The following is a 23,091-nucleotide window of genomic DNA, read 5'->3' as shown; positions in this document are numbered from 1 at the left end:
TGCAGCGATGATTTTGAGGCGGTCCTGAACTGGTCGCTATTGCGCGATCGCTGACGGCACTTTGGTTGTGGAGTTCTACACCGGCAGAAACGTGCTCTGCTGGCCACCAAGCTCGATCATCTTGCGGGAGCCGGCCTACCCATTGACCAGTTACCCGTCTTGTAACATGCGGTCGAGTTCGGCCGGAAGGCGGATGGAAGAGTACTTCGCGAACCAGCCGAGAAAAGGGCGGTCATGTTGGCTTCAGGTAGAAAACTGGTGAATCGTGTTGCTGATGGCCGATAACGGAACTCATTCGAGACTACCGGGATGGAAATGGCTTTGGATGGGCTATCATGGTAAATACCGGAATGACGCAGCGTTCGCCGCAAGTGTAGCGAAAAATCGGCAGAAACTCTCGAACGTCCATCGCAATGGCCGAAGACAAATTGGAACGGCGGCTCGCCGCGATCCTAGCCGCCGACATCGCCGGCTATTCGCGGCTGATGGGGGAGGACGAGGAAGGAACTCTGCGAGATCTCAGGGCCGTGGACGAGGAGGTTCTGTCTCCCCAAACGGCGCAGCACCAGGGGCGCATATTCAAGCGCATGGGCGATGGCTTCCTCGCCGAATTTCCCAGCGTAGTGGAGGCGGTGCGCTGCGCGCTCGCCATTCAAGGCGATATGGCGGCGCGCGCCGCGGCCAGCCCCGGTGCCCGCAAGCTCGCGTTTCGCATCGGCGTGCACCTGGGCGACGTCATCGCCGATCGTGGTGATGTGTTCGGCGACGGCGTCAATGTAGCCGCGCGCCTGCAGGCGCTGGCGGAACCCGGAGGCATCTGCGTGCATCGTTCCGTGCGCAACGAGGTGCGCGATCGCTTGCCTGTCAGGTTCGTCGACATGGGCGAAATCGAGGTCAAGAACATCGCCCGACCGATCCGCGCCTTCCGGGTGGCGCTAGACGGCGTGGAGGCCGGCACCCGAGCGGCCCCAGGTCGCAAGCCGAAGTTCGCCCTACTGGCAATCGCCGCGGCGCTGCTCGCGTTCGTCGGGTTGGCGGTGGCGGCCTTCTGGCTGAGCGGCGCGCCGCGGCCTGATACCACCGATCCGGCAGGCGCCGGCAAGCGGTCGATCGCCGTCCTGCCCTTCGCCAATGTCAGCGGCGATTCCGAGCAGGACTACTTCGCCGACGGCCTGAGCGACGGTCTCATCACCCAACTCACCGGCCTTTCCGGCCTGTTCGTCATCGCCCGCGGCTCGGTGCTGCCCTACAAGGGAAAGACCGTCAGCCCCCAGACGGTCGCCCGCGACTTGGGCGTCCGCTACGTCCTCGAAGGCAGCGTGCGCAAATCCCAGGATCGCTTGCGCATCAGCGCCAACCTGGTGGAAGCCGAGACCGCCCAGCAAATCTGGGCCAAGCAGTTCGATGGGCGCCTCGCGGACATCTTCACCGTGCAGGACGAGGTGATCAACGAGATCGTGGGAGCGCTTGCGGTGGAGCTCACCTCCGCGGAAGCGGCCGAGCTGAAGCGCATTCCGACCGCCAACCTCGAGGCCTACGATTGGTACCTGCGCGCCGAAGCGCAGAGCTATTATGTCGTCGATGCCACGACGCAGGGCCGGGCCTTGGCCGCCTACGACAAGGCGATCGCGCTCGACCCCTCCTTCGCCGATGCCTATGCCGGCTATGCGCGGACGTCGGCCCAGATCTGGCTGACCGTGTCGGATCAGGTTCTGTCCGCAACGGTCGCCCGCAAGCGGGCCTACGAGGCCGCCGGCAAGGCGCTGGAGCTCGATCCCAACAATGCCCGCGCCTTCGCGGCGCTCGCAGTCTTTCAGTTGGCTGACGGCCGCCCCGACGACGCCATCGCCTCGGTGCGGCGCGCGGCGGCGCTCAATCCCGGCGAAGCCGAGGCCAAGGCGAACCTCGCCTTGGTGCTGGCCTATTCCGGCGAGTTGGACGAAGCGGTGAGCGCCATTGCCCAGGCCATGCGCCTGAACCCGAAACCGCAACCCGGGTTCCTTCAGGTTGCGGGCATCGTGCACACGCTGGCCGGGAAATACGAGCTGGCGCGGACCGAGCTCGAGACTGTGGCCGCCGCCTTTCCGGCCTCGGAAAGCACGCGGGAATATCTGGCCGCCTGCTATGCCGCGCTCGGCCAAACTGGCGAGGCGCACAAGCTCTCTGACTTCTTGACGAACTATCCATTCGCCAACCTTGCCGCCTTTCGCAACCTTTACACCGGCTTGTTCCGCAATCCATCCGATCTCGCACGCTATCTCTCCTTATTAGCCAAGGCCGGCATTCCCGAATGGCCACTCGACTATCGGGGGAATGAGCAAGCTCGCATTCGCGGCGAGGCCTTGGCCACTCTCACCGTTGGACGTGGCTGGCAGGGGATCACCACGTTCAAACGCGGCGAAACGGCGCCTTTCTTTCTGCAGGTCACCAAAGACTTCCGGGCCGCCTATCGCGGCGCCAACACCTTTCTGACCGGGCTGGCGCGAATCGAGAACGACCAGCTCTGCCTGCAGTTCGAGGCGAGCTTCCGCGGTCACTGGCAATGCGGCGCGGTCTATGCGGACAAGAGCGCCGGCCTGGACTACGCGCTGGTTCTGCCCGACACGCTTCGCTTTTTCTCCGTCAAATAGCGCAAATCTATTTCTGCAGTTCGGCGTGTATTGTCGGCCAGTTGGCATCCGATTTGAGTCGGTTGGTGGCGAGGTCCTCGAAGGCGGCGCCAGCCGATATATAGAGCTTACCGTCGATAATCTGCCAGACCTCCGGTTCAATGTTCACCGTCATCTCGTTGTAGCCAACACCCTCGGCGCACAGGCCACCATATTGCGGCGCGTAGTCCATTGGGCTGGCATCGAACTTCTTCCGGTTTTCGTCGCTGGAGAACTGCCAGGTAGCGCCGAGCCATTCCGATTGGAACTTCTCAGAGCCCTTCACCGCCCGTTTTTCGGTGAAGTAGGCAACCGTGTCGTAGCCCTCGATGGCGACGTTGCCGAAGTAGCCGGTGTTGACCTCGCCGGCCAGCGCCGGCATGGTCCAGACGGAAGCGATGCAGAGACACGTCAATCCGAGGCGTTTCATGGTGCTCATCCTTTCATTTGGAGACTTGAGGTAGACGCGCCGTTTCGGCCGCCAGCTTCAGGCACTCCCCACTCCACCCACCCGCTACCTTCGCCGGCTGGCAACGGCCACCGCGCGCCAGCAGGAAGGCGATTGTCTCCTTCCGCGCCTTGAACCCGGCCCGGGTTAACGCCGTGAAGCCGTGCCGCTCGGTTTCTTCCGAATCCGCACCGGCCGCCAGCAGCATCGCCAGTATGTCCGGATGGTTTTCTTCGGCGGCGACGATGAATGGCGTCGTCTTGAAGCGGTTTTCGGCATCGCTAGGCGAAGCCCCGGCCACCAGCAGCTGCCGCACACATTCCGCGCACCCCGCATAGGATGCACCGTGCAAAGCCGTCATTCCCCGGTTGTTCCTTGCCACAACATCGGCACCGCGTTTGATCAGCAAGGCGACGGCTTCCGGCCGGCTGGCGAGGCAGGCAACGACCAGCGCCGTCTCACCGGTGGGGTTTTTCTCGTCGATGGCCGCGCCGCCATCGAGCAGGGCCTTGAGCGCCGCTTCATCGCCGGAGCGCGCCACGTCGTGAAGCGGCCCGGCCATCGCGGCTGCCGCCGTCAATCCGAACCACAACGCCACCGCAGACAGTGGTCTGAGCATTTCGCTTCCTGCTGAACGGATAAATGCTAGCACGCTGAGCGTTTCCTGGTCCAGCCCCGTCGCCTGCGGAGCTGGAATTCCGTTCACGGCTGTGCCAGTGATGCAGGCCATCGCCTCGCAGATCCATGACGCAGGAAACCATCGCACCTTTGAGCGAAGATCCCTTCATCAGCCTGCCAGCCGCGGGCGCTGATCTGCCCGGCCTGTTCCGGAGAGCACGGCGATCGAGCCGTCACCTAACCACGGGCGCGATCCACTCGACTCGAATGCTGCTCTGGATAAGCCGACGGTCTGCTATGGTACGGCAACGCGACGTTGATGTCTCAACACGCGAGGTCCGGATTGGGTCATCAGTGCTGGTTGCCGCGAATGTCGGCTATCGGGTAGCAAAACGGGTTGATGAAGGTCGGCTTGGGGTCAACTTATTCCGTAGCGCGAGCGAATCTGGACGACTGGAACGGGTCGAAATCGGTATTTCGTCATCGGTACCAAGCATCAGATTCAACACCGGTATCTATTTCGCGCCGAGCCTGGCCAGGACGGCCTTGGGAATATTGTATTCCCGGATCACCGCGTCGTGCTTGCGCAAGCCGCACAATTCGCGCTGGATGAAGTAGGCGTGGACCGCCTCGGCCGCGTCCTTGAGCAGTTGGGCACGATGTTCGCCATCGTCGCCATGTTCACGCAATCTCGCCAGCGTTTCATCCACGCGCCGGCCGGCGCGGCCGAGCGCTGCCGCCTTTTCGCCGAGGATTTCATGGCCGAGCAGGTCGAGCGCGCTCTCCTGCGCCCCCGACGGTCCGAAATTCGATGGCATTCGCACCGACATGATTCACTCCGATTTGCTGAAATTCTGGCCCTACTCCGCCGGCCGCGTCTCCTCCAGCACGCTCTCCTCGTTGAACAGGAAGCCGCCGGACTGCCGCTTCCACAGCCGCGCATAGAGCCCGTCGAGCGCGACCAGCTCGTCATGCGTGCCCTGTTCGACGATGCGGCCGCCGTCGAGCACCACCAGGCGATCGAGTGCGGCGATGGTCGACAGCCGGTGCGCGATGGCGATGACCGTCTTGTTCTCCATCAGCCGCGCCAGGTTTTCCTGGATGGCCGCCTCGATGTCGGAATCGAGCGCCGACGTCGCCTCGTCGAGGATCAGGATCGGCGCGTCCTTGAGGAAGACGCGGGCGATCGCCACGCGTTGGCGCTGGCCGCCCGACAATTTCACGCCACGCTCGCCGACAAAGGCCTCATAACCCTGGCGATCGCGATTGTCGCGCAGGTCGAGGATGAAGTCGTGCGCCTCGGCCTTCTTCGCGGCCGCGATCACGTCGGCATCGGTTGCTTCCGGCATGCCGAGCTTGATGTTGTCGCGCAGGGAACGGTGGAAAAGCGCGGTATCCTGGCTGACGACGCCGATGTTGGCGCGCAGCGAATTCTGCGTCACCTTTGAGACGTCCTGGCCGTCGATGGTGATCTTGCCGCCCTCCAGGTCGTAGAGGCGCAGGATCAGATTGGCCAGCGTCGTCTTGCCGGCGCCGGACGGCCCGACCAGTCCGACCTTCTCGCCCGGCCGCACGACAAGGTCGATGCCGTTGAGCACGCCGAACCCCTTGCCGTAGTGGAACTCGACGTTCTTCACGTCGATCCGGCCGCCGGTCACGACAAGCTCCTTGGCGTCGGGCGCATCGGTCAGGCCGAGCGGCTGCGAGATCAGCGCCTTCGAGTTTTCCAGCACGCCGAGATTACGCAGGATGCCGTTGAGCTGCATCATCAGCCGGACGAGCAGCATGTTGAGCCGCAGCACCAGTGACAATGTGAAGGCGACGGCGCCGACGGTGATCGAGCCTTCGACCCAGAGATAGACCGCAAAACAGGCGATCGCCGTGATCATGATCCCCGACAGCGTCGTCAGCGCCATGCGCACGCCGGTCAGCCTGCGGGTGAACGGGCGCAGCGCGTCGAGATAGATGTCGAAACCGCTCCTGATGTAGCGGTCGTCGCCGTCGGCGGAGAACAGCTTCAGCGTCTGCACGTTCGAGTAGGAATCGACGATGCGGCCGGTGATCATCGAACCGGCCTCTGCGGTTGCCTCGGCGTGCTTGCGGATCGCCGGCAGATAGCGCCTGGCCAGCCAGCCGAAGGCGGTGATCCAGATCACCACCAGCACCGCCAGCCGCAAGTCGAGGCCGGCGACCAGAACCAGCGTCGTCACCGTATAGACGACCATGAACCAGACGACCTCGATGAAGCTTTGCATCAAATCGCCGGTCGCCTGCCCCGCCTGCCAGACTTTTGTCGCGATGCGCCCGGCGAAATCGTTCTGGAAAAAGTCGTAGGACTGGCGCGAGACATGGCGGTGCGCCTGCCAGCGCACCAGATTGTAGAAGCCGGGGGTGATCGTCTGCTCGTCGACCAGCGCCGCCAGGCCGACGACGATGGTGCGGATGACCAGCACCACGGCGGCCATGAAGACAAGCTCGGGACCGGCGGCAGTCCACAGCGCGTCCCAGCTGCGCTCGCCGGGGAGCTGGTCGAGAATGTCGACCAGCCTGCCGACGAAGTAAAACAGTCCGGCTTCGACCAGCGGCGCGATGCCGCCGATGACCAGCATGGCGAAGAAGGCGACCTTCGCCTGGCCGACATAGTGCCAGAGGAAACCGCTGACGCTGACCGGTGGCCGAAGGCCCGCGGGCTCCCTGAACGGATAGACCCAGTTCTCGAACCAGCGATAGACGGCAATCATCATTCCGGTGCCATCATTCTGCGGCCCATCATTCTGCTGCCCTCATTCTGCGGCTTGACCCCTAACGATGGCATCGTTGGCGGCCGCACCCTCGTCGAGCAGGAAGCCGCCCGACTGACGCTGCCAAAGCTGCGCATAGAGCCCGCCGCTGGCGACGAGTTCCTCATGCGAGCCTTCCTCGATGACGCGGCCCTTGTCCATAACGACGAGCCGGTCCATCGCCGCGATGGTCGAGAGCCGGTGCGCTATGGCGATGACGGTCTTGCCTTGCATGAGCTTGTAAAGGTTCTCCTGGATTGCCGCCTCGGCCTCCGAATCCAGCGCAGACGTCGCCTCGTCGAGGATGAGGATCGGTGCGTCCTTCAGCATAACACGGGCAATCGCGATGCGTTGCCGCTGGCCGCCGGACAATTTGACGCCGCGATCGCCGACATGCGCATCGAAACCCGTGCGGCCACTGGCGTCCGAAAGCTTTGATATGAAATCAAGCGCCTCGGCGCGGCGTGCTGCCTCGACCAGCATCTCGTTGCTGGCGTCCGGTCGGCCATAAAGGATGTTCTCGCGCACTGAGCGATGCAGCAGCGAGGTATCCTGCGTGACCATGGCTATCTGGGCGCGCAGCGAATCCTGCGTCACCGCCGCGATGTCCTGGCCGTCGATCAGGATCCGGCCAGCTTCAAGGTCGTAGAAGCGCAACAGAAGGTTGACCAGCGTCGACTTGCCGGCGCCCGAGCGGCCGACGATGCCGACCTTTTCGCCCGGCTTCACCGTCAGCGACAGGCTTTCGATCATGCCTTTCTGCTTGCCGTAGTGGAAGCGGATGTCCTCGAAACGGATCTCGCCCTTGGTCACGACAATGTCCTTGGCGCCAGGCCTGTCTTCGACGACGCGCGGCAGCGAGATCGAGCTGATGCCGTCCTGCACCGTGCCGATATTCTCGAACAGGGTGGACATCTCCCACATGATCCATTGCGACATGCCCCAGAGCCGAAGAACGAGCCCTATGACCAGGGCGACGGCGCCGATCGTCACTACCTGGCCGAGCCACAGCCACAGCGAGATCGCAGTGACCGAAAACAACAGCAGTGAGTTCAGGACGTAGAGCAGGCCATAGAGCTGCGTCACCAGCCGCATCGACCGGTAGACCGTATCGAGAAAGCCGGCCATGCCTTCCCGGGCGAAGGAAGCCTCGCGCCGCGCATGCGAGAACAGCTTGACCGTCTGGATGTTGGAGTAGCTGTCGACGACGCGGCCGGTCATGGTCGAGCGCGCGTTGGCCTGCTCCTCGCCGACCTTGCCCAATCGCGGGATGAAATAGCGCAGGAGCAGGACATAGCCGGCAAGCCAGACGGCAAGCGGTGCCGCCAGCCGCCAGTCGGCCGAGCCGACAATGAACAGCATGCCGAGGAAATAGACCACGACATAATTGAGCACGTCGATGAGCTTGATGACGCATTCGCGCACGGCGAGCGCCGTCTGCATCAGCTTGGTCGCGATGCGTCCGGCGAACTCGTCCTGGTAGAAGGCCATCGACTGCTTGAGCAGGTAGCGATGCACCTGCCAGCGGATACGCATCGGGTAGTTGCCCATCAGCGTCTGCTGGTTGAGGAGCGCATGGAACCAGACCGTCGCCGGCAGCGCGAACACCACGATGAAAGCCATGCCGGCGAGCTTCCAGCCCTCGGTCTGCAGGAATGTCTCGCGGTTCTGCACCGACAGCCAGTCGACGATCCGGCCCATGAAGCCGAACATCCACACCTCGGCAAGGGCGATAGCCGTCACCAGCATCGCATCGATCGCGATGTAGGGCCAGGCGCCGCGCGTATAGTGCACGCAGAAGGCGATCAGCGTCTTCGGCGGCTCGACCGGCTCCTCGGCAGGGAACGGATCTAGCCTTGTTTCAAACCAGCGGAACATTGTCTTGGTACTCATGTGCTTGTTTTCGCTCACGCGCGCGGGAACGCGTAGCGTCCTGGGAGGAGCGCGTGGCGGCAAAGACCGGCGTCCCGGCCGCCGATCCTGCTTCGCGCAATATAGGATGTCGCGGGCTTTTCGCCGACAGGCCCGTTTGACGATCCTGACAGCGCTGTGTCGACGACCCAGAGTTTCGCGCCGGTTTTCGCGCCAGGGCGGATCAGCCTGATGATCCGGCGCACCAGCGACGGGCGGCTGCGGTCGGGAACCGCGTGCGAGAAATCGACGTCCGGCAGCATGCCGCGATGCGGGCGCCGGCGGGTTTCGGCGTGAACCGCCGACGAGTAGGTTTCGCCGACCAAAAGCACTGAGGTCGCCATCCTGCGCTCGTGCAGGTTTCTCGAGCCGGGAATCTTGCAGGCATCGAACATCGGTCCGTCCTCCATGTGAAAATAGGGAAAAAAATCCGGCCGGTTCGCAGGTGAATGGCCGGCGAAAGGCAGGGATTGAACAGAGGCGTGTTCAGGCGGGGCGTTCAGCCCCTTCGACAGCTTGAAAAACATCGCAGGATTCCTTCGAAGACCGAAAAAAGGTTTCGGCGGGAATCGGTGCGATTGAAGCTTAAAAGGTCAGGAGAATCGTCGTACCGAAACCGCCGGCAGGCTGGTAAGCCCACAAGAGGGGCGCTGGATGTACATGATCATCATGAATTACCCCTCCATCGGTTCGGGTTGACAATGCCCGGCGTATAACCGACTTCGCAGAAAATGACCACCCGCCAGTCCAGCAATTTCCAAAACCGCGAACCGGCTGTGGCCGATCTGCCACTTATTAGAAGGATGCGGAAATGAACCACCGTCTCCGCATCGCGCTCTACCAGCCGGATATCGCCGGCAACACCGGGACAATCCTGCGCTTCGCGGCTTGCCTCGGTCTCGGCGTCGACATCATCGAACCGGCCGGCTTCCCGCTCTCCGACCGGGCGCTGAAACGAGCCGGCATGGATTATCTCGAAATGGCGGCGCTGACCCGGCATGTCGACTGGCACGCCTTCGAGAACTGGCGCAGAGGCGAAGCGCGGCGGCTGGTGCTGCTGTCGACCAGAGCCGCGACCGCCTACACCGATTTCGCCTTCGCCGATGCCGACATTCTTTTGTTCGGCCGTGAATCCGCAGGCGTGCCGGATCCTGTCCACGAGGCGGCGGATGCGCGACTGATCATCCCGATGCAACCGGGCGCGCGCAGCATCAACGTCGCGCTTTCCGTCGCCATGGTGGCCGGCGAGGCGATCCGGCAGCTCGGATAGGATTTGCAGACCCTCAGTGGACGCCGCGATTATAGCCGCTTTCTGGCCGACGACTGCACCGTCTCTTGTCATTCTCACCCAGGCGCACATCGCCTTCTCCTGCGTTTGCATGTCCAGGGTTTCTTCGTTACAAGCTCAACTTAACTTGAGGTCAAGCGGAAAATTCGAATGGCTGCAGTGACGGAACTGACGGTCGGCCAGGTGGCGACGCGAAGCGGGGTGGCGGTATCGGCGCTGCATTTCTACGAGGCGCGCCGACTGATCCGCAGCCACCGCACATCAGGCAACCAGCGGCGCTACGGCCGCGACGTGCTGCGGCGGGTGGCGATCATCAAGGTGGCACAGGAGGTCGGCATCTCGCTGGCCGAGATCGGCGAGGCATTGGCATCCCTGCCTGAAGGCCGCACGCCGACGCGTGAGGACTGGAACCTGCTTTCAACCGCCTGGCGTGACCAGCTCGACCAGAAGATTGCCCAGCTGAAGAAGCTGCGCGACGGGCTGACCGACTGCATCGGCTGCGGCTGCATGTCGATCGACAAGTGCCCGCTGCGCAACAAGGACGATCGGCTGGCGAGGGAAGGCACCGGGGCTAGAAGGCTAATGGTCGCTTCACCCCGCTGACGCTACGCTTCAGAACAGTTCGCCACATCAGCGCTGCCCCTCAATTCTGCAGCGTTGATGATTGGCGAAACCATTGACGGGTGTGCTTTCTCCCCGTCACTATACGGGGAGGAATGTCCGGCAGGACAATGAGGGGCAGCGCCGGGCATGACAATTTGCCTGAGGGAATATACGTCCCGCGAGGTTCTAATCCGCCGCGGGCAATCGCCTGATGGTGAATTCGATGACGTCGCCCGGCCGCTCGAACCAGCTTTCGATCTCGGTCCAGTAGGCCTGCTTGGGAAAGCGCTCGAACCATTCCTTCGCCTTGAGCCGCGCATCGGAGCGCGGCAGGACGAAGGTCTCGCGCAGGAACCCGTCGCGCGGCATGCGCTCGCGCTCGGCTCGCGAACGGTCGAGCCTCTTCTTTAGGCCATCCAGCGGCGGTCTTGCCGGGGTGCGCACGAAAGAACTCCATTCACACTTGACCCTTGCACCTAAGAGATTAGGGATCGCGGCCGGAAAAGACGAGTCATTTGTCGGGGTACGCGCCCCACAAGCGGAGACAGCATTTGCAACGACCAGAAATACCGGCGGGGCTGCCGGCCGACTTCGAGAAGAAGAAGATGAAGGCGCGGCTGTGGTTCGAGACGTTGCGCGAGCGCATCTGCGCCGCCTTCGAGCAGATCGAGCAGGACCTGCAGGGGCCGCAGGCTTCATGGTCGCCCGGCCGCTTCGAAAAAACGCCGTGGGGGCGCGACGCCGGCAAGGGCGGCGGCGGCACCATGTCGATGATGCGTGGCCGCGTCTTCGAAAAGGTCGGCGTCCACACCTCGACGGTCCATGGCGAGTTCTCGCCGGAGTTCAGGAAGCAGATGCCGGGCGCCGAGGAAGACCCGCGCTTCTGGGCAAGCGGCATTTCGCTGATCGCCCATCCTTGGAACCCCAACGTGCCGGCGGTCCACATGAACACGCGCATGGTCGCCACTTCGCGCCAGTGGTTCGGCGGCGGCGCCGACTTGACGCCGGTGCTCGACCGTCGCCGTAACCAGGACGACCCGGACACGGTCGCCTTCCACCGCGCCATGCAATTCGCCTGCGAGAAGCACGTTGGCGTCGCCGACCACGCGAAATTCAAGGCCTGGTGCGACGAGTATTTCTATCTGCCGCACCGCAACGAACCGCGCGGCACCGGCGGCATCTTCTTCGACTGGCTGCATTCGGACGAGGACAAAGGCGGCTGGAACGCCGATTTCAACTTCGTCCAGGATGTCGGGCGCACTTTTCTCGTCGTCTACGGGCATCTGGTGCGGGCCAATTTCAACGACAACTGGACCGACGGCGACCGCGAAGAACAGCTCATTCGCCGCGGCCGCTATGTCGAATTCAACTTGCTTCACGATCGCGGCACCATCTTCGGGCTGAAGACCGGCGGCAACGTCGCCGCGATCCTGTCCAGCCTGCCGCCAGAGGTGAAATGGCCGTGAAATCTCGGTGAGTCGGACGTGAGCCGCAATCAGGTCCAATTCGCAGGATTTTGGCGGCGAATGTGGCGCGCAGAATATCTTTTTTCGTCTACTATCCACTTGAAAGAACAGACTATTTTTCGTTACGGGCCGGGAAACGCCGGCGGTTCTCGCCTCCCTGGAACCGCGACCCGACGCGACCGGACGGCCCATGATTGAGTGGGGCACCTTCCCAAGATTGTGCCTCATTTTCCAGGAGAGCATGCCATGCGCAAGCTTGTTATGTCGGTTGCGGCTGCTGCCGTTCTTGCCTCTGGTGGCGCTGCCTTCGCAGCGGTCAAGCACACCACCGGCACGGTCAAGACCTATGATGGAACGGCGATGAGCCTTGTTCTGGATAACGGATCTACCTTTACGCTGCCCAAGACCTTCAAGAATCCTGGCCTGAAAGCCGGCGAAAAGGTCCGCGTCTCGTGGGACATCAGCGGCAAGCACAAAATTGCCAAGGCAGTCAGGATCGTGAAGTGATCGGCTGCCCGCTGGAGCAAGACGAGGTCTTGCCTCCGGGGTAGCGTTAAGAGGGCGGAGCAGCGATGCTCCGCCTTTTTCGGTCCCTGCGGCAACCAAAACCAGCCGATCGTGTTATGCTGGTTCGCCAGCGCATGACCCGGAAACCGAACCGGTTTCCGACAGAGATCATGCGTCGATCAAAGGTGCTGGAGCTTCCGGGTCAGAGCAGATGCGGCGCTCCGAGGAGGAAAAGGAAGAAATCCGATGAAGGAATTCCACTGCGGCTCGCTCGTTCCGGGTTGTGACTGGCATACGCGCGCCGACGAGGAAGCCGAGATCATGCGGCGCGCCGTCGAGCATATGCGTGAGACGCATGGCGAGACGATCATTCGCGAGACGATGATCGAAGCGATCCGTTCGCGCATCGAACAGGCTCGCGACGCGGCCTGATTTTTCCTAAAGCGCGTCACGTTTGAAGGGATTCATGCGACGCGCCTTTAAGTTCTGTTTTGTGCATGTCGTTATCGCAAGACCGCTGCGCCCGAGGCGTGCTTTGCGCGACATGCATCAGTTTTCGAGTGCTTCTGCGGCGCGCTCGAGGAGTGCGCCGCGATCCAGCGCAAAGCCGGATTCGATCCACTCGTTTTCGAGGTTCTTCAAGGTTGCGCCGAGTTTTGGCCCGGGCGACGCGCCAAGCCTCGTCAGATCGGCGCCCTTGAGCGGAAAGTCGGGCTTTTTCCATTTTCCGGCGAAAGCCAGCAGCCGCGAGAGGCCGCCGGCCTCGAGCAGCGCGTCGTTGTCCTCGACCGCTTGGGCTCGAGCCGAAGCGAGCGACAGCCGCAAGCGATCGACAATGCCTTGACGATCGCCGCGATAGAGCCGTTTTGCGAATCCCACTTCGGTCGTCATCGGCTCGACGGGCGCTGTCAGCGCCCACTGCCTGAGACGACCGGCGTCGCTGACGGAGAACCTCAGCCGCTCGGCGAGCGTCTTCATCCGCGCCGCGTCCGGCGGCACGATCGCTTCCAGCCTGAGCAGCGGGTCGGGCGTCCAGCCGAGATCCTTCTCGGCCCTGGTCAGCGCATGGATCGCATCGATGCCCCATTTCTCGCTCTCCGGCAGAACGCTGGTGAGCACGCCCGCCTGGCGCATCCACAGCATGGCGCGCGATGGATCGGGGGCCGACAGCAGCTTCTTCAGTTCGGACCAGACGCGCTCGGCCGAGAGTTGGCCAAGCCCCTCCTTGAGCCGGGCGCAAGCCTTCAGCCCTTCGGCATCCGGCCGGCCGTCGCCATACCAGGCGAAGAAGCGGAAAAAGCGCAGGATGCGCAGATAATCCTCGCGGATGCGCGCCTCCGGATCGCCGATGAAGCGCAGCCGGCGCGCTTCGATATCGGCAATGCCGCCGACCAGGTCGACGATCGTGCCGTCGGCCTCGGCATAGAGCGCGTTGATGGTGAAATCGCGCCGTTCCGCATCGGCCTTCCAGTCGCGCCCGAACAACACCTTGGCCCGCCGTCCGTCGGTCTCGATGTCGGCGCGCAGCGTAGTCACCTCGAACGGCTTCCCGCCGGCGACAATCGTAATGGTGCCGTGCTCGATGCCGGTCGGCACGGCCTTGAACCCCGCCGCCTCGGCGCGGCGGATGGTTTCATCAGGCAGGCAAGTGGTGGCGATATCGACGTCGGCGACCGGCTGGCCGATGAGCGCATTGCGCACCGCACCGCCTGCGACGCGCGCCTCCTCGCCGCCATCCGCCAAAGCCGCCAGCAGGCGCTGCAAATGCCGTTCCCCGAGCCAGTCGGCTTTGCCCGCGAGCGACATCCGACCGCTCACGTATAGAGCCTTTCATAGAGCGTGCGGATGATGCCCGCGGTGACGCCCCAGATGCGTTGTCCGTCATAGGGCATTTCGTAGAAGACCCATTCGAGATCGTTCCACATGCGGCTGTCGCGGCCGTGGTTGGCCGGGTCCATCAGAAAGCGCAGCGGCACTTCGAAGGCGGCGTCGACCTCCTCGGAATTCAGCGTCAGTGAAAAATCCGGCCGCACTATTCCCAGCACCGGGGCGATCCGGTAGCCGCTGCCGGACACGTAATCGGGCATGCGGCCGATGATCTCGACCCGGTCCTGGCTGAGCCCGATCTCCTCGAATGTCTCGCGCAATGCCGCCGCCTCCGGGCTCGGGTCGGTAGGATCGATCGTGCCTCCGGGAAAGGCCACCTGCCCCGAATGGTTGCGCAGCTTTTCCGCCCGCTTGGTCAGCAGAACCGTGGCGTCGTGTCCGTGATCGACCACCGGGATCAGCACGGCGGCATCGCGCAGCGCCTTTGCGAGCTTCAAACGCGGATGTCCGGGGTTGAAGCGATGGTCGCCATAATCGTCGGCGGCATGCGCCAGCGGCTGCGCCGCGACGCGGGCGCGAAAATCCGTGGCGGAAAACGGCGCCCCTGTCACCTGGTCCATCATGTCACCTGGTCCATAGCGTCACCTGGTCCATCATGCCCCAATCCGCCTTGCGCTGGCCATTTGGCGCTGCCCTCTCATGCGCTCAGCCGCTGCAGTTTTTCCGCCGGCATGATCGGATAGACCGCACCCTTCGAGCGGACGGCAAACATTCTTTGGCCGCCGACCTCGATCTCCTCGCCATGCTCGACCAATTCATACATGACCGGCCGCGCCACCAGCGCCTCCAGCCGTCCGCGCACCAGCACATAGGGTTTCAGACCGCCGGTCGCGTCCTCGTCGACAAAGCGCAGCGGATGCTCCGGCCCGGCCTCGACCACATCGCCGACATTGGTACGAAAGGTGATGACTTGGCCATCGCCGGCGCCGCAAACATCCATCTCGACGGCGATGAACGGCGCATCGACGACGCGGAGGCCGACCTTTTCCACCGGCGTCACCAGATAGGTCCTGCCGTCTTCGTCTTTGCGCAGCACGGAGGAAAACAGCTGCACCAGCGGCATGCGGCCGATCGGCGTGCCCTGGTAGAACCAGGTGCCGTCCTGTCTGATCTCCATGTCGAGATCGCCGCAAAAGGCCGGATTCCAACGATCCACCGGCGCCGGCCCTTTGCCAGCGCGGGCGGCACGCGAGATCAGCGCCTCTAGTCCGCGCGCCTCGGTCGCGGTCGTCAAACTTCCTTCACGATCGTCGGCGCGTTCTGTCATGGTCACGAAATAGTCACTGTTGTTCCGCTTGTCAGCCTAAGTCTGTGATTTAAGTTCAAAGACAGGCGCCACGCGAGGCCGAATCGCGGCACTCTGTGGCGTCGAAGTTGCAAGCCGGTATTTCCAACGAGAAGGATCGATGCTGCATGAGCGTGATGATCAAGGAAAGCCCGATCAGCGAAAAGGACATGATCGCCCAGGCCGAGACGGCACTGGCCGACATTTCCAGGGTTCGCGAGGGCGTCGGCCGCGTCATCTTCGGCCAGGAAAGCGTCGTCGAACGCACGCTGGTGGCGCTGCTCGCCGGCGGCCATGCGCTGCTGGTCGGCGTGCCCGGCCTCGCCAAGACCAAGCTGGTCGAGACGCTGGGCATCGTGCTCGGCCTCGATTCCCGCCGCATCCAGTTCACGCCCGACCTGATGCCGTCTGATATTCTCGGCACCGAGGTGATGGAGCAGGACGAATTCGGCAAGCGTTCGTTCCGCTTCATCTCCGGGCCGATCTTCGCGCAGCTGCTGATGGCCGACGAGATCAACCGCGCCTCGCCGCGCACCCAGTCGGCGCTGCTGCAGTCGATGCAGGAATACCACGTCACCATTGCCGGTGTCCGCCACGACCTGCCGGCGCCCTTCCACGTGCTGGCGACGCAGAACCCGCTGGAGCAGGAGGGCACCTACCCGCTGCCCGAGGCGCAGCTTGACCGTTTCCTGATGCAGGTCGACATCCTCTATCCGGAAATCGAGGCGGAGCGCCGCATCCTCCTGGAGACCACCGGCATTGAGGACGCCAAGGCGCAGAACGTGCTGCAGCCAGCGCGGCTGAAGGAGATCCAGACCCTCATTCGCCGCATGCCGGTGCCGGAAAGCGTCGTCGAGGCGATCCTCCAGCTGGTACGCTCGGCGCGCCCCGGCCAGGGCAATGCCGAGACCGACAAGCACGTCGCCTGGGGCCCGGGCCCGCGCGCCAGCCAGTCGCTGACACTGTGCGCCCGCGCCCGCGCCCTCTATGACGGACGGCTGGCGCCGTCGATCGACGACATCAGAGCGCTGGCCGAGCCGGTCCTGCAGCACCGCATGGCGCTGACCTTTGCCGCCCGTGCCGAGGGCACGACCGTGCGCGACGTGGTGGCGAAACTGGCAAAAGGCATCTGATGGCGCGTATAGGCGAGGCCCAGGCACCGGCGGCGACGCGTGACGCGCTCGCCCGCGGCCGGTTGCGGGCGTCGTTGGTGCCGGACCTGCTGGTCGAGGCGCGTCGCATCGTCAACACCGTGATCGCCGGCTGGCACGGCCGCCGCAAGCGCGGTATCGGCGAGAATTTCTGGCAGTTCCGGCCCTATGTCGAGGGCGACTCCTCGCGCATCGACTGGCGCCGCTCGGCCCGCGACGACCACATCTATGTGCGAGACCGCGAATGGGAGGCCGCCCATACGGTGTGGCTGTGGGCAGATCCCTCGCCTTCGATGCTCTACAAATCGACCGGCGCCACCGTCTCGAAGGAGTCCCGCGCGCTGGTGCTGGCGCTGGCCATGGCCGAGCTTCTGTCGCGCAGCGGCGAGCGCATCGCCTGGCCCGGGCTGACCGATCCGTTCACCGCCCGCAACGGCGCCGAGCGGATCGCAGCACAACTCACCCATGCCGGCGAACTGCCGGCAAAGCCCGACCTGTCCGCCATCCGCCGCTTCTGCGACATCGTCATCGTCAGCGACTTCCTCGATCCGGTCGAGGAGACCATCGCCTGGCTTGACGTGCTCGCCCGCCACGGCGTGCGTGCCCATCTGATCGAGGTCGCCGACCCGGCCGAGGAGAGATTTCCCTATGCCGGCCGCACCGAATTCACCGATCCCGAGACCGGCGAAAAGCTGACCGCCGGCCGCGCCGAAACGCTGGGCGATGACTACCGACTGCTTTACATCGCCCGCCGCCAGGAACTGACCGACTGGTGCAAGCGCCTCGGCTGGAGCTTCACCGTCAACCACACCGACCGCCTCGCCTCCGATGCGCTGGTGCGTGTCCACATGGCGATGACCGTCGATGGCAGCTCAGCCGGGAGGATCCGCGCATGAGCTGGCTGCCGCTCTCGTTCGGGGCGCCGATGGTGCTGTGGGGGCTTCTGGCCCTGCCGGTGATCTGGTGGCTTTTGCGGTTCACCCCGCCCAGGCCGCAGACCGAGATCTTCCCGCCGCTGAAGATCCTTGCCCGGGTGCTGAAGCGCGAGGAGACGCCGCAACAGAGTCCGTGGTGGCTGACGCTGCTCAGACTGCTGATGGCGGCCCTTATCGTTGCGGCGTTGGCCGAACCTGTCTTCAACCCGCGTGAAAGACTGCCGGCCGAGGGCGCCGCGCTTGCGCTGGTCATCGACAATGACTGGGCAAGTGCCGCCGACTGGGGCCAGCGCGTCGCCACTGCCGAACGGCTGATCGCCGATGCCAGCTCCAACGACGTGCCTGTCATCATCGCCTTCACCGCCGAAAAACCGAATGCCGAGATCGGCCCGTTCGACGCCGCCACCGCGCTCGACCGGCTGCGCGCGGCAAAGCCGCGGCCGATCCCGACCGACCGCCCGGCCGTCTACGCCCGCGTCGCGGCAACCCTGGAGAGCTTGCCGGGCGCCAGCGTCGCCGTGCTCGCCGACGGTCTGGCGGCGGAAGGCGACGAGGCCGCCTTCAACACGCTTCTGTCGAAGAACGCCGCCCGTGTCGTCTGGGCCGCTTCCGACCGGCCTGGCTTGATCGGCCTGACCGGCGCCGACAACCAGGTGGACGGCTTCGAGCTGACCGCCATCCGCGCGCCGGGCGATCCGGCGCCGGCTCAGGTGACTGCCGGCGCCTTCGACGACAAGGGCCGCCGCATCGCCGACGCCACGTTGACCTTCTCACCGGGCGAATCCACTGCCACCGGCACCATGGCGGTGCCTTTCGAGCTGCGCAACGACTTCGCCTCGATCGCGATCGACGGTCAGCGGCAGGCCGGCGCCGTCCGCGTGCTCGACGAGAGTTCCAAGCGCCGCCGCGTCGGGCTGCTGTCGCAGGCCGAAGCCGACCAGGCGCAGCCGCTTTTGTCGCCGCTGTACTACATCCGCCGCGCGCTGCAGCCCTTCGCCGATCTGGCCGAGCCGTCGAGCGCCGACCTTGCGGACGCCATCCCGCAGCTCCTCGACCAGAAGCCGGCGATGATCGTCATGGCCGATGTCGGCACCATTCCGCAGCAGGTGCGGCAAAGGCTGGTCGACTGGGTCGACAATGGCGGCATGCTGGTGCGGTTCGCCGGCTCGCGGCTGGTCGCCGCCGGCAATGACGACGACCTGCTGCCGGTCAGGCTGCGCACCGGCGAGCGCTCGCTCGGCGGCGCGCTGTCGTGGACGACGCCGCAGCCGGTCACCGATTTTCCGAAGACCGGCCCCTTCTCCGATCTCGCTCCGCCCGCCGAGGTCACCGTCACCAGGCAGGTGCTGGCCGAGCCGACGCCCGATATTGTCGAGCGCAGCTGGGCCACGCTTGCCGACGGCACGCCGCTGGTGACCGGGATGAAAAAGGGCAAGGGCACACTTGTCCTGTTCCATGTCACGCCGGAGGCGACCTGGTCGAACCTGCCGATCTCCGGCAGCTTCGTCGAGATGCTGCGCCGCATCGTGCAACTGTCGCGCAACCAGGGTGCGGCGGTCGCCAATGCAGAAGCCGCCGCCGCCTCGCTGGCGCCCTACCGCATGATATCAGCCGATGGCACGCTGGTGCCGCCGACGCCGGATGCACGGCCGCTGGTGCCGGGTGCCGGCCCGCTGCCGGTGACGTTCGAGAACCCGCCCGGCCTGTACGGCTCCGACACCGGCGTCATCGCCCACAATCTGCTCAATGCCGAAAGCAGCTTCGCACCTTTGGTCCGTCCTCAGATCACCGTGCCGGTCACCACCATCCAGTATGCTTTCGACGAATCGCACAATTTGAAGGGCCCGCTGGTCGCGGCAGCCCTCCTGCTGATGGTGCTCGATACGCTGGCCGTGTTCTGGATGGGCGGCCTGTTCTCGCGCCGGCCGCGCCGCGCCGTCACGGCTGCTGCAACCACCGCCGCCCTGCTGATTGCGCTCGGCGCCCTGGTCGGCCAACCCGACATCGCCCGCGCCGACGATGCCAAACCCGGTGATGAGCGGGCGATCGAGGACATTTCGAAAACCCGGATCGCCTATGTGCAGACCGGCGACCGGAGCGTCGATTCGATCAGCCAAGCCGGGCTGGAGGGCCTGACACGCTTCCTGATCGAGAAGACCGCACTTGAGCCGGGGGCGCCGGCCAGCGTCGATATCTCGAAGGACCAGCTTGCCTTCTATCCGCTGATCTACTGGCCGATCGACCCTGCCGCACCGATGCCGAGCCAGGCCGCGATTGCCCGCGTCGACGCCTATATGCAGCAGGGCGGCACGGTACTGTTCGACACGCGCGACCAGTTCGCCACCGGCATCGGCGCGGAGCAGGCCAGCCCGGCGACGGAGCGGCTGCGCGACATCCTCGGCAACCTCAACGTGCCGGCGCTGGAGCCGGTCCCGTCGGACCATGTGCTGACCAAATCCTTCTACATCCTGCCTGAGTTTCCCGGACGCTTCGCCGGTGGCCCGCTCTGGGTCGCGGCGTCGCTCGAAGCCAGCAACACCGAGAACCGCCCGGTACGCACCGGCGACGGCGTTTCGCAGATCATGATCACCGCCAATGATTTCGCTGGCGCCTGGGCGGCCGACGAGAATGGCGACCCGCTTTTGCCGACCGTGCCGTCGGATCCGATGCAGCGCATTTATGCCCTGCGCGCCGGCGTCAACATCATGATGTACATGCTGACCGGCAACTACAAATCCGATCAGGTGCATGTGCCGGTGCTGCTCGAACGGCTGGGGCAGTAAGCCATGAACTTGTCGCTCGCCTTCGAACCGCTCATCTCCTGGCCGCTGCTCGGCCTGGTGCTGGCACCGCTGTTGCTGCTGGCATTGGTCGGCCTGTGGTTCCGCCAGCGCGGCGCGGTCTTCCGTTTTGCCGCCCTGCTGGCGCTGACTGCGGCCCTACTCAATCCGGTGTTGCTCGACGAAGAGCGCGAGGCGCTGAAAAGCGTCGTCGCCGTCGTCGTCGACCGCAGCCAGAGCCAGGACATTGGCGAGCGCACCAAGCAGACCGACGAGGCGCTGGCCGGGCTTCAGCAGCGCCTCGGCCGCTTCAAGCAGTTCGACGTCCGCGTCGTCGAGGCCGGCAAGTCGGAAGCCGCCGAGGAGCGCACCGAAACGCGGCTTTTCGGGGCACTTGAGAGCGCTTTCCGCGACGTGCCGCCTTCGCGCATCGGCGGCGCCATCATGATCACCGACGGCGAGGTGCATGACGTCCCAGGCGGCACGCCCGACTTCAACGCTCCGCTGCACGCGCTGATCACCGGCAACGACCAGGAAAAGGATCGCCGCATCCGCTTCGAGAATGCGCCGCGCTTCGGTCTGGTCGGCAAGCCGCTCGAAATGACCTATCGCGTCATCGGCACCAACAACGAGGCCGGCTCGGTCGATGTGCGCGTCTCGGTCAATGGCGAGCAGGTTTCGGTCGAGCGCGCCACCATCGGCCAGGCCATGCCGCTGCAGGTGACCATTCCCGGCGCCGGCCGCAACATCGTCGAACTCGCAATCGATCCCGAACCCGACGAACTCACCGACACCAACAACCGCGCCATCGCGCTGATCGACGGCATCCGCGAGAATTTGCGTGTGCTGCTGGTCTCCGGCGAACCGCATGCCGGCGAACGCACCTGGCGCAATTTGCTGAAATCCGACGCCTCGGTCGATCTTGTCCACTTCACCATTCTGCGCCCGCCGGAAAAGCAGGACGGTACGCCGATCAACGAATTGTCTCTGATCGCCTTCCCGACGCGCGAACTGTTCGTCGAGAAGATCAAGGATTTCGACCTGATCATCTTCGACCGCTACCAGCACCGCGACGTGCTGCCGATCCTTTATTACGACTACATCGCCGAATATGTCGAAAAGGGCGGCGCGCTGCTGATCGCGGCAGGACCCGAATATGCCGGCGAAAGTTCCATCGCCCGCACGCCATTGATGTCGGCGCTGCCGGCGATGCCGACCGGCGAAGTCGTCGAAAAGGCCTTTTATCCGCGCCTCACCGAGCTCGGCCAGCGCCATCCGGTGACGCGCGGGCTTGACGGCTCCGCCACCGAGCCGCCGCACTGGAGCCGCTGGTTCCGCACCATCGGCGTCGAGAACCCCGGGGGCGAGGCGGTGATGAAGGGCGCCGACGACCGTCCGCTGCTGCTGCTCGACCGTAAGGGTGAAGGCCGCGTCGGCATGTTCTTGTCCGACCAGGGCTGGTTGTGGGCGCGCGGCTTCGAGGGCGGCGGCCCGCATGTCCAGCTCTATCGCCGCATCGCCCACTGGCTGATGAAGGAGCCCGAACTCGAGGAGGAGCGGCTGACCGCCGACGGCCGCGGCATGATGCTGGAAATCCGCCGCCAGACGATGAGCGACGATCCTGGCCCGGCGCAGATCATCACCCCGTCCGGCAAGGCGATGACCGTAAAGCTCGAGAGAGCCGAACCCGGCGTCTTCCTGGGCAGCATAGAGACCAGCGAGATCGGCCTCTATCAGGTCGGCAATGGCGACCTGAAAGCGCTTGCCCATGTCGGCCCGGTCAACGCACCGGAATTCACCGACGTCGTCTCCACCGAGAACCGGCTGAAAGCCCCGGCAGAGGCCACCGGCGGCAGCGTGCGCCGGCTGGCGCCGTCTTCGGCGCTTGGCAACCTCGCCGGCGGCGTCACGCTGCCGTCGGTCGTCCCGGTCCGCTCCACGGGCGCGGCGACCGGCAACGACTGGATCGGCCTGCGCACCACCGACGACAGCGTGCTGAAGGCCGTCTCGCGCGTGCCGCTGTTCGGCGGGTTCCTCGGCCTCGGTCTGCTGCTGCTGGCATTGGGCTCGATGTGGTACCGCGAGGGGCGGTAGCGACGCCGACTTTCCCTTCTCCCCTTGTTGTGGGAGAAGGTGGATTGGCGCGCAGCGCCAAGACGGAAGAGGGGTGCTGGCCGGAGTGCTGTTGGTGCAAAGCTGGAGCACCCCTCATCCGACCGAGCTTCGCTCGGCCTCCTTCTCCCACAAGGGGAGAAGAAAAAACCGCTGCGCTACTCCTCCGGTTCCGTCGTGAACATCAGCGGGTAGCCCTTGGCCTTGCCGGCATCGGTCGCCCGTGTCGCCTTGGTCTCGGCAACGTCCCTGGTGAAGACGGCGACGACACAGACGCCGCGCTGGTGCGCGGTGATCATCACCCGCCGCGCCTGGTCTTCGCTCAGCTTGAATTCGCCCTTGAGCACCGTCACCACGAACTCGCGCGGCGTGAAATCGTCATTGAGGAGGATAACCTTGTAGAGCTTCGGCCGTTCGATTTGCGGCTTCGTTTTGGGGCGGGGTTTGGTGACGATCTCAGGCATTGGAACCGGCAACTGCGCGCAAGAGATTTCGCTTTCATTCTGACATAGGCAAAAGCGGTCGTCCATTTTGAGCCGCGCCCAAACCGCCTTCCCGACGGGCGCGGCCATTCACAAGTCTGTGCCCATGCGATTGACGAAATCCGTGACTGCCGCACATCTCCCCCGCGGGGGAGATGTGCGGCAGTACAGAGACGCGCGCGCGAAGGAA

21 protein-coding genes are annotated in these 23,091 nt (G+C 64.5%); 10 read left to right on the top strand and 11 right to left on the bottom strand.

The features are described from left to right. The first annotated feature begins 413 nt into the window (after positions 1–413). Positions 414–2,630 (top strand): adenylate/guanylate cyclase domain-containing protein, encoded by a 2,217-nt coding sequence (locus NMG70_RS07340; RefSeq protein WP_254023910.1) that lies wholly within the window; start codon positions 414–416, stop codon positions 2,628–2,630. A gap of 7 nt (positions 2,631–2,637) precedes the next feature. Here the strand turns inward: NMG70_RS07340 and NMG70_RS07335 are convergent, their stop codons facing one another. The 6 genes from NMG70_RS07335 to NMG70_RS07310 form a co-directional block, all read right to left on the bottom strand. Beyond that, complete coding sequence (locus NMG70_RS07335) at positions 2,638–3,078, bottom strand: YHS domain-containing (seleno)protein (protein WP_254023909.1); 441 nt, start codon at positions 3,076–3,078, stop codon at positions 2,638–2,640. 13 nt (positions 3,079–3,091) lie between these two features. Continuing rightward, entirely contained in the window at positions 3,092–3,826 is a 735-nt protein-coding gene (locus NMG70_RS07330; RefSeq protein ID WP_254023908.1) for an ankyrin repeat domain-containing protein, read from the bottom strand. 403 nt (positions 3,827–4,229) lie between these two features. After that, positions 4,230–4,544 carry a DUF6665 family protein gene (locus NMG70_RS07325; RefSeq protein ID WP_254023907.1) on the bottom strand — a complete coding sequence of 105 codons (315 nt, stop codon included), beginning with the start codon at positions 4,542–4,544 and terminating at the stop codon, positions 4,230–4,232. 30 nt (positions 4,545–4,574) lie between these two features. Then, positions 4,575–6,458 carry an ABC transporter ATP-binding protein gene (locus NMG70_RS07320; protein ID WP_254023906.1) on the bottom strand — a complete coding sequence of 628 codons (1,884 nt, stop codon included), beginning with the start codon at positions 6,456–6,458 and terminating at the stop codon, positions 4,575–4,577. A 39-nt stretch (positions 6,459–6,497) separates the two neighbouring features. Continuing rightward, positions 6,498–8,372, bottom strand: a complete 1,875-nt coding sequence (locus NMG70_RS07315) for an ABC transporter ATP-binding protein (protein ID WP_254023976.1) — start codon at positions 8,370–8,372, stop codon at positions 6,498–6,500. Positions 8,373–8,401: 29 nt separating this feature from the next. Beyond that, a complete protein-coding gene (locus NMG70_RS07310) occupies positions 8,402–8,932 on the bottom strand; it encodes a hypothetical protein (RefSeq protein WP_254023905.1) in 531 nt (176 codons plus the stop codon). 284 nt (positions 8,933–9,216) lie between these two features. Here NMG70_RS07310 and NMG70_RS07305 point away from each other — a divergent pair, with 284 nt between their 5' ends. Then, positions 9,217–9,675 carry a tRNA (cytidine(34)-2'-O)-methyltransferase gene (locus tag NMG70_RS07305; protein WP_254023904.1) on the top strand — a complete coding sequence of 153 codons (459 nt, stop codon included), beginning with the start codon at positions 9,217–9,219 and terminating at the stop codon, positions 9,673–9,675. A gap of 168 nt (positions 9,676–9,843) precedes the next feature. After that, a complete protein-coding gene (soxR, locus tag NMG70_RS07300; RefSeq protein WP_254023903.1) occupies positions 9,844–10,296 on the top strand; it encodes a redox-sensitive transcriptional activator SoxR in 453 nt (150 codons plus the stop codon). 186 nt (positions 10,297–10,482) lie between these two features. Here soxR and NMG70_RS07295 read toward each other — a convergent pair whose 3' ends face one another. Further along, positions 10,483–10,740 carry a hypothetical protein gene (locus NMG70_RS07295; protein ID WP_006202578.1) on the bottom strand — a complete coding sequence of 86 codons (258 nt, stop codon included), beginning with the start codon at positions 10,738–10,740 and terminating at the stop codon, positions 10,483–10,485. A gap of 107 nt (positions 10,741–10,847) precedes the next feature. Here NMG70_RS07295 and hemF point away from each other — a divergent pair, with 107 nt between their 5' ends. The 3 genes from hemF (at position 10,848) to NMG70_RS07280 (ending at position 12,701) form a co-directional block, all read left to right on the top strand. Then, the gene (hemF, locus tag NMG70_RS07290; protein ID WP_254023902.1) at positions 10,848–11,762 is read left to right on the top strand and encodes an oxygen-dependent coproporphyrinogen oxidase; all 915 of its coding nucleotides are present in this window, start codon (positions 10,848–10,850) and stop codon (positions 11,760–11,762) included. A 246-nt stretch (positions 11,763–12,008) separates the two neighbouring features. After that, positions 12,009–12,269: a DUF1344 domain-containing protein gene (locus NMG70_RS07285; protein WP_254023901.1), complete on the top strand. Its 261-nt coding sequence runs from the start codon at positions 12,009–12,011 to the stop codon at positions 12,267–12,269. A gap of 246 nt (positions 12,270–12,515) precedes the next feature. After that, positions 12,516–12,701, top strand: coding sequence for a DUF1059 domain-containing protein (locus tag NMG70_RS07280; protein WP_254023900.1), 186 nt, complete (start codon positions 12,516–12,518; stop codon positions 12,699–12,701). Positions 12,702–12,818: 117 nt separating this feature from the next. On the opposite strand, the gene NMG70_RS07275 is transcribed toward NMG70_RS07280, so the two are convergent. The 3 genes from NMG70_RS07275 to NMG70_RS07265 form a co-directional block, all read right to left on the bottom strand. After that, positions 12,819–14,075, bottom strand: coding sequence for a CCA tRNA nucleotidyltransferase (locus tag NMG70_RS07275; RefSeq protein WP_254023899.1), 1,257 nt, complete (start codon positions 14,073–14,075; stop codon positions 12,819–12,821). Positions 14,076–14,083: 8 nt separating this feature from the next. Continuing rightward, positions 14,084–14,716, bottom strand: coding sequence for a CoA pyrophosphatase (locus tag NMG70_RS07270; protein WP_254023975.1), 633 nt, complete (start codon positions 14,714–14,716; stop codon positions 14,084–14,086). Between the two features lie 77 nt (positions 14,717–14,793). Continuing rightward, positions 14,794–15,423, bottom strand: a complete 630-nt coding sequence (locus NMG70_RS07265; protein ID WP_254023974.1) for a DUF1285 domain-containing protein — start codon at positions 15,421–15,423, stop codon at positions 14,794–14,796. A gap of 146 nt (positions 15,424–15,569) precedes the next feature. Here NMG70_RS07265 and NMG70_RS07260 point away from each other — a divergent pair, with 146 nt between their 5' ends. Genes NMG70_RS07260 through NMG70_RS07245 form a run of 4 tightly spaced genes read left to right on the top strand, consistent with a single transcriptional unit; the run spans position 15,570 to position 22,401 of the window. Further along, entirely contained in the window at positions 15,570–16,574 is a 1,005-nt protein-coding gene (locus NMG70_RS07260; RefSeq protein ID WP_254023898.1) for an AAA family ATPase, read from the top strand. Beyond that, the gene (locus NMG70_RS07255) at positions 16,574–17,488 is read left to right on the top strand and encodes a DUF58 domain-containing protein (protein ID WP_254023897.1); all 915 of its coding nucleotides are present in this window, start codon (positions 16,574–16,576) and stop codon (positions 17,486–17,488) included. The genes NMG70_RS07260 and NMG70_RS07255 overlap by 1 nt, the downstream gene beginning before the upstream one ends. Then, positions 17,485–20,310, top strand: a complete 2,826-nt coding sequence (locus NMG70_RS07250) for a DUF4159 domain-containing protein (protein WP_254023896.1) — start codon at positions 17,485–17,487, stop codon at positions 20,308–20,310. The genes NMG70_RS07255 and NMG70_RS07250 overlap by 4 nt, the downstream gene beginning before the upstream one ends. Positions 20,311–20,313: 3 nt before the next feature. Next, entirely contained in the window at positions 20,314–22,401 is a 2,088-nt protein-coding gene (locus tag NMG70_RS07245) for a hypothetical protein (RefSeq protein ID WP_254023895.1), read from the top strand. A gap of 176 nt (positions 22,402–22,577) precedes the next feature. Here the strand turns inward: NMG70_RS07245 and clpS are convergent, their stop codons facing one another. Further along, positions 22,578–22,883: an ATP-dependent Clp protease adapter ClpS gene (clpS, locus tag NMG70_RS07240; RefSeq protein WP_254023894.1), complete on the bottom strand. Its 306-nt coding sequence runs from the start codon at positions 22,881–22,883 to the stop codon at positions 22,578–22,580. Positions 22,884–23,091: the final 208 nt, after the last annotated feature.

The sequence above is a fragment of the Mesorhizobium ventifaucium genome, assembly GCF_935822925.1.
Taxonomy (GTDB): domain Bacteria; phylum Pseudomonadota; class Alphaproteobacteria; order Rhizobiales; family Rhizobiaceae; genus Mesorhizobium; species Mesorhizobium ventifaucium.
This window is presented reverse-complemented; position numbering and strand designations above follow the sequence as displayed.

What these genes read in the sequence shown, in the direction of transcription:
- NMG70_RS07335 (WP_254023909.1), bottom strand. Translation starts at nt 3,078, where the DNA reads ATGAAACGCCTCGGATTGACGTGTCTCTGCATCGCTTCCGTCTGGACC.
- NMG70_RS07255 (WP_254023897.1), top strand. Translation starts at nt 16,574, where the DNA reads ATGGCGCGTATAGGCGAGGCCCAGGCACCGGCGGCGACGCGTGACGCG.
- NMG70_RS07260 (WP_254023898.1), top strand. Translation starts at nt 15,570, where the DNA reads ATGAGCGTGATGATCAAGGAAAGCCCGATCAGCGAAAAGGACATGATC.
- NMG70_RS07325 (WP_254023907.1), bottom strand. Translation starts at nt 4,544, where the DNA reads ATGTCGGTGCGAATGCCATCGAATTTCGGACCGTCGGGGGCGCAGGAG.
- NMG70_RS07305 (WP_254023904.1), top strand. Translation starts at nt 9,217, where the DNA reads ATGAACCACCGTCTCCGCATCGCGCTCTACCAGCCGGATATCGCCGGC.
- NMG70_RS07315 (WP_254023976.1), bottom strand. Translation starts at nt 8,372, where the DNA reads ATGTTCCGCTGGTTTGAAACAAGGCTAGATCCGTTCCCTGCCGAGGAG.
- soxR (WP_254023903.1), top strand. Translation starts at nt 9,844, where the DNA reads ATGGCTGCAGTGACGGAACTGACGGTCGGCCAGGTGGCGACGCGAAGC.
- NMG70_RS07310 (WP_254023905.1), bottom strand. Translation starts at nt 8,932, where the DNA reads ATGTTTTTCAAGCTGTCGAAGGGGCTGAACGCCCCGCCTGAACACGCC.
- NMG70_RS07320 (WP_254023906.1), bottom strand. Translation starts at nt 6,458, where the DNA reads ATGATGATTGCCGTCTATCGCTGGTTCGAGAACTGGGTCTATCCGTTC.
- NMG70_RS07245 (WP_254023895.1), top strand. Translation starts at nt 20,314, where the DNA reads ATGAACTTGTCGCTCGCCTTCGAACCGCTCATCTCCTGGCCGCTGCTC.
- NMG70_RS07270 (WP_254023975.1), bottom strand. Translation starts at nt 14,716, where the DNA reads ATGGACCAGGTGACAGGGGCGCCGTTTTCCGCCACGGATTTTCGCGCC.
- NMG70_RS07275 (WP_254023899.1), bottom strand. Translation starts at nt 14,075, where the DNA reads ATGTCGCTCGCGGGCAAAGCCGACTGGCTCGGGGAACGGCATTTGCAG.
- NMG70_RS07280 (WP_254023900.1), top strand. Translation starts at nt 12,516, where the DNA reads ATGAAGGAATTCCACTGCGGCTCGCTCGTTCCGGGTTGTGACTGGCAT.
- NMG70_RS07285 (WP_254023901.1), top strand. Translation starts at nt 12,009, where the DNA reads ATGCGCAAGCTTGTTATGTCGGTTGCGGCTGCTGCCGTTCTTGCCTCT.
- NMG70_RS07250 (WP_254023896.1), top strand. Translation starts at nt 17,485, where the DNA reads ATGAGCTGGCTGCCGCTCTCGTTCGGGGCGCCGATGGTGCTGTGGGGG.
- NMG70_RS07330 (WP_254023908.1), bottom strand. Translation starts at nt 3,826, where the DNA reads ATGGCCTGCATCACTGGCACAGCCGTGAACGGAATTCCAGCTCCGCAG.
- NMG70_RS07265 (WP_254023974.1), bottom strand. Translation starts at nt 15,423, where the DNA reads ATGACAGAACGCGCCGACGATCGTGAAGGAAGTTTGACGACCGCGACC.
- NMG70_RS07340 (WP_254023910.1), top strand. Translation starts at nt 414, where the DNA reads ATGGCCGAAGACAAATTGGAACGGCGGCTCGCCGCGATCCTAGCCGCC.
- clpS (WP_254023894.1), bottom strand. Translation starts at nt 22,883, where the DNA reads ATGCCTGAGATCGTCACCAAACCCCGCCCCAAAACGAAGCCGCAAATC.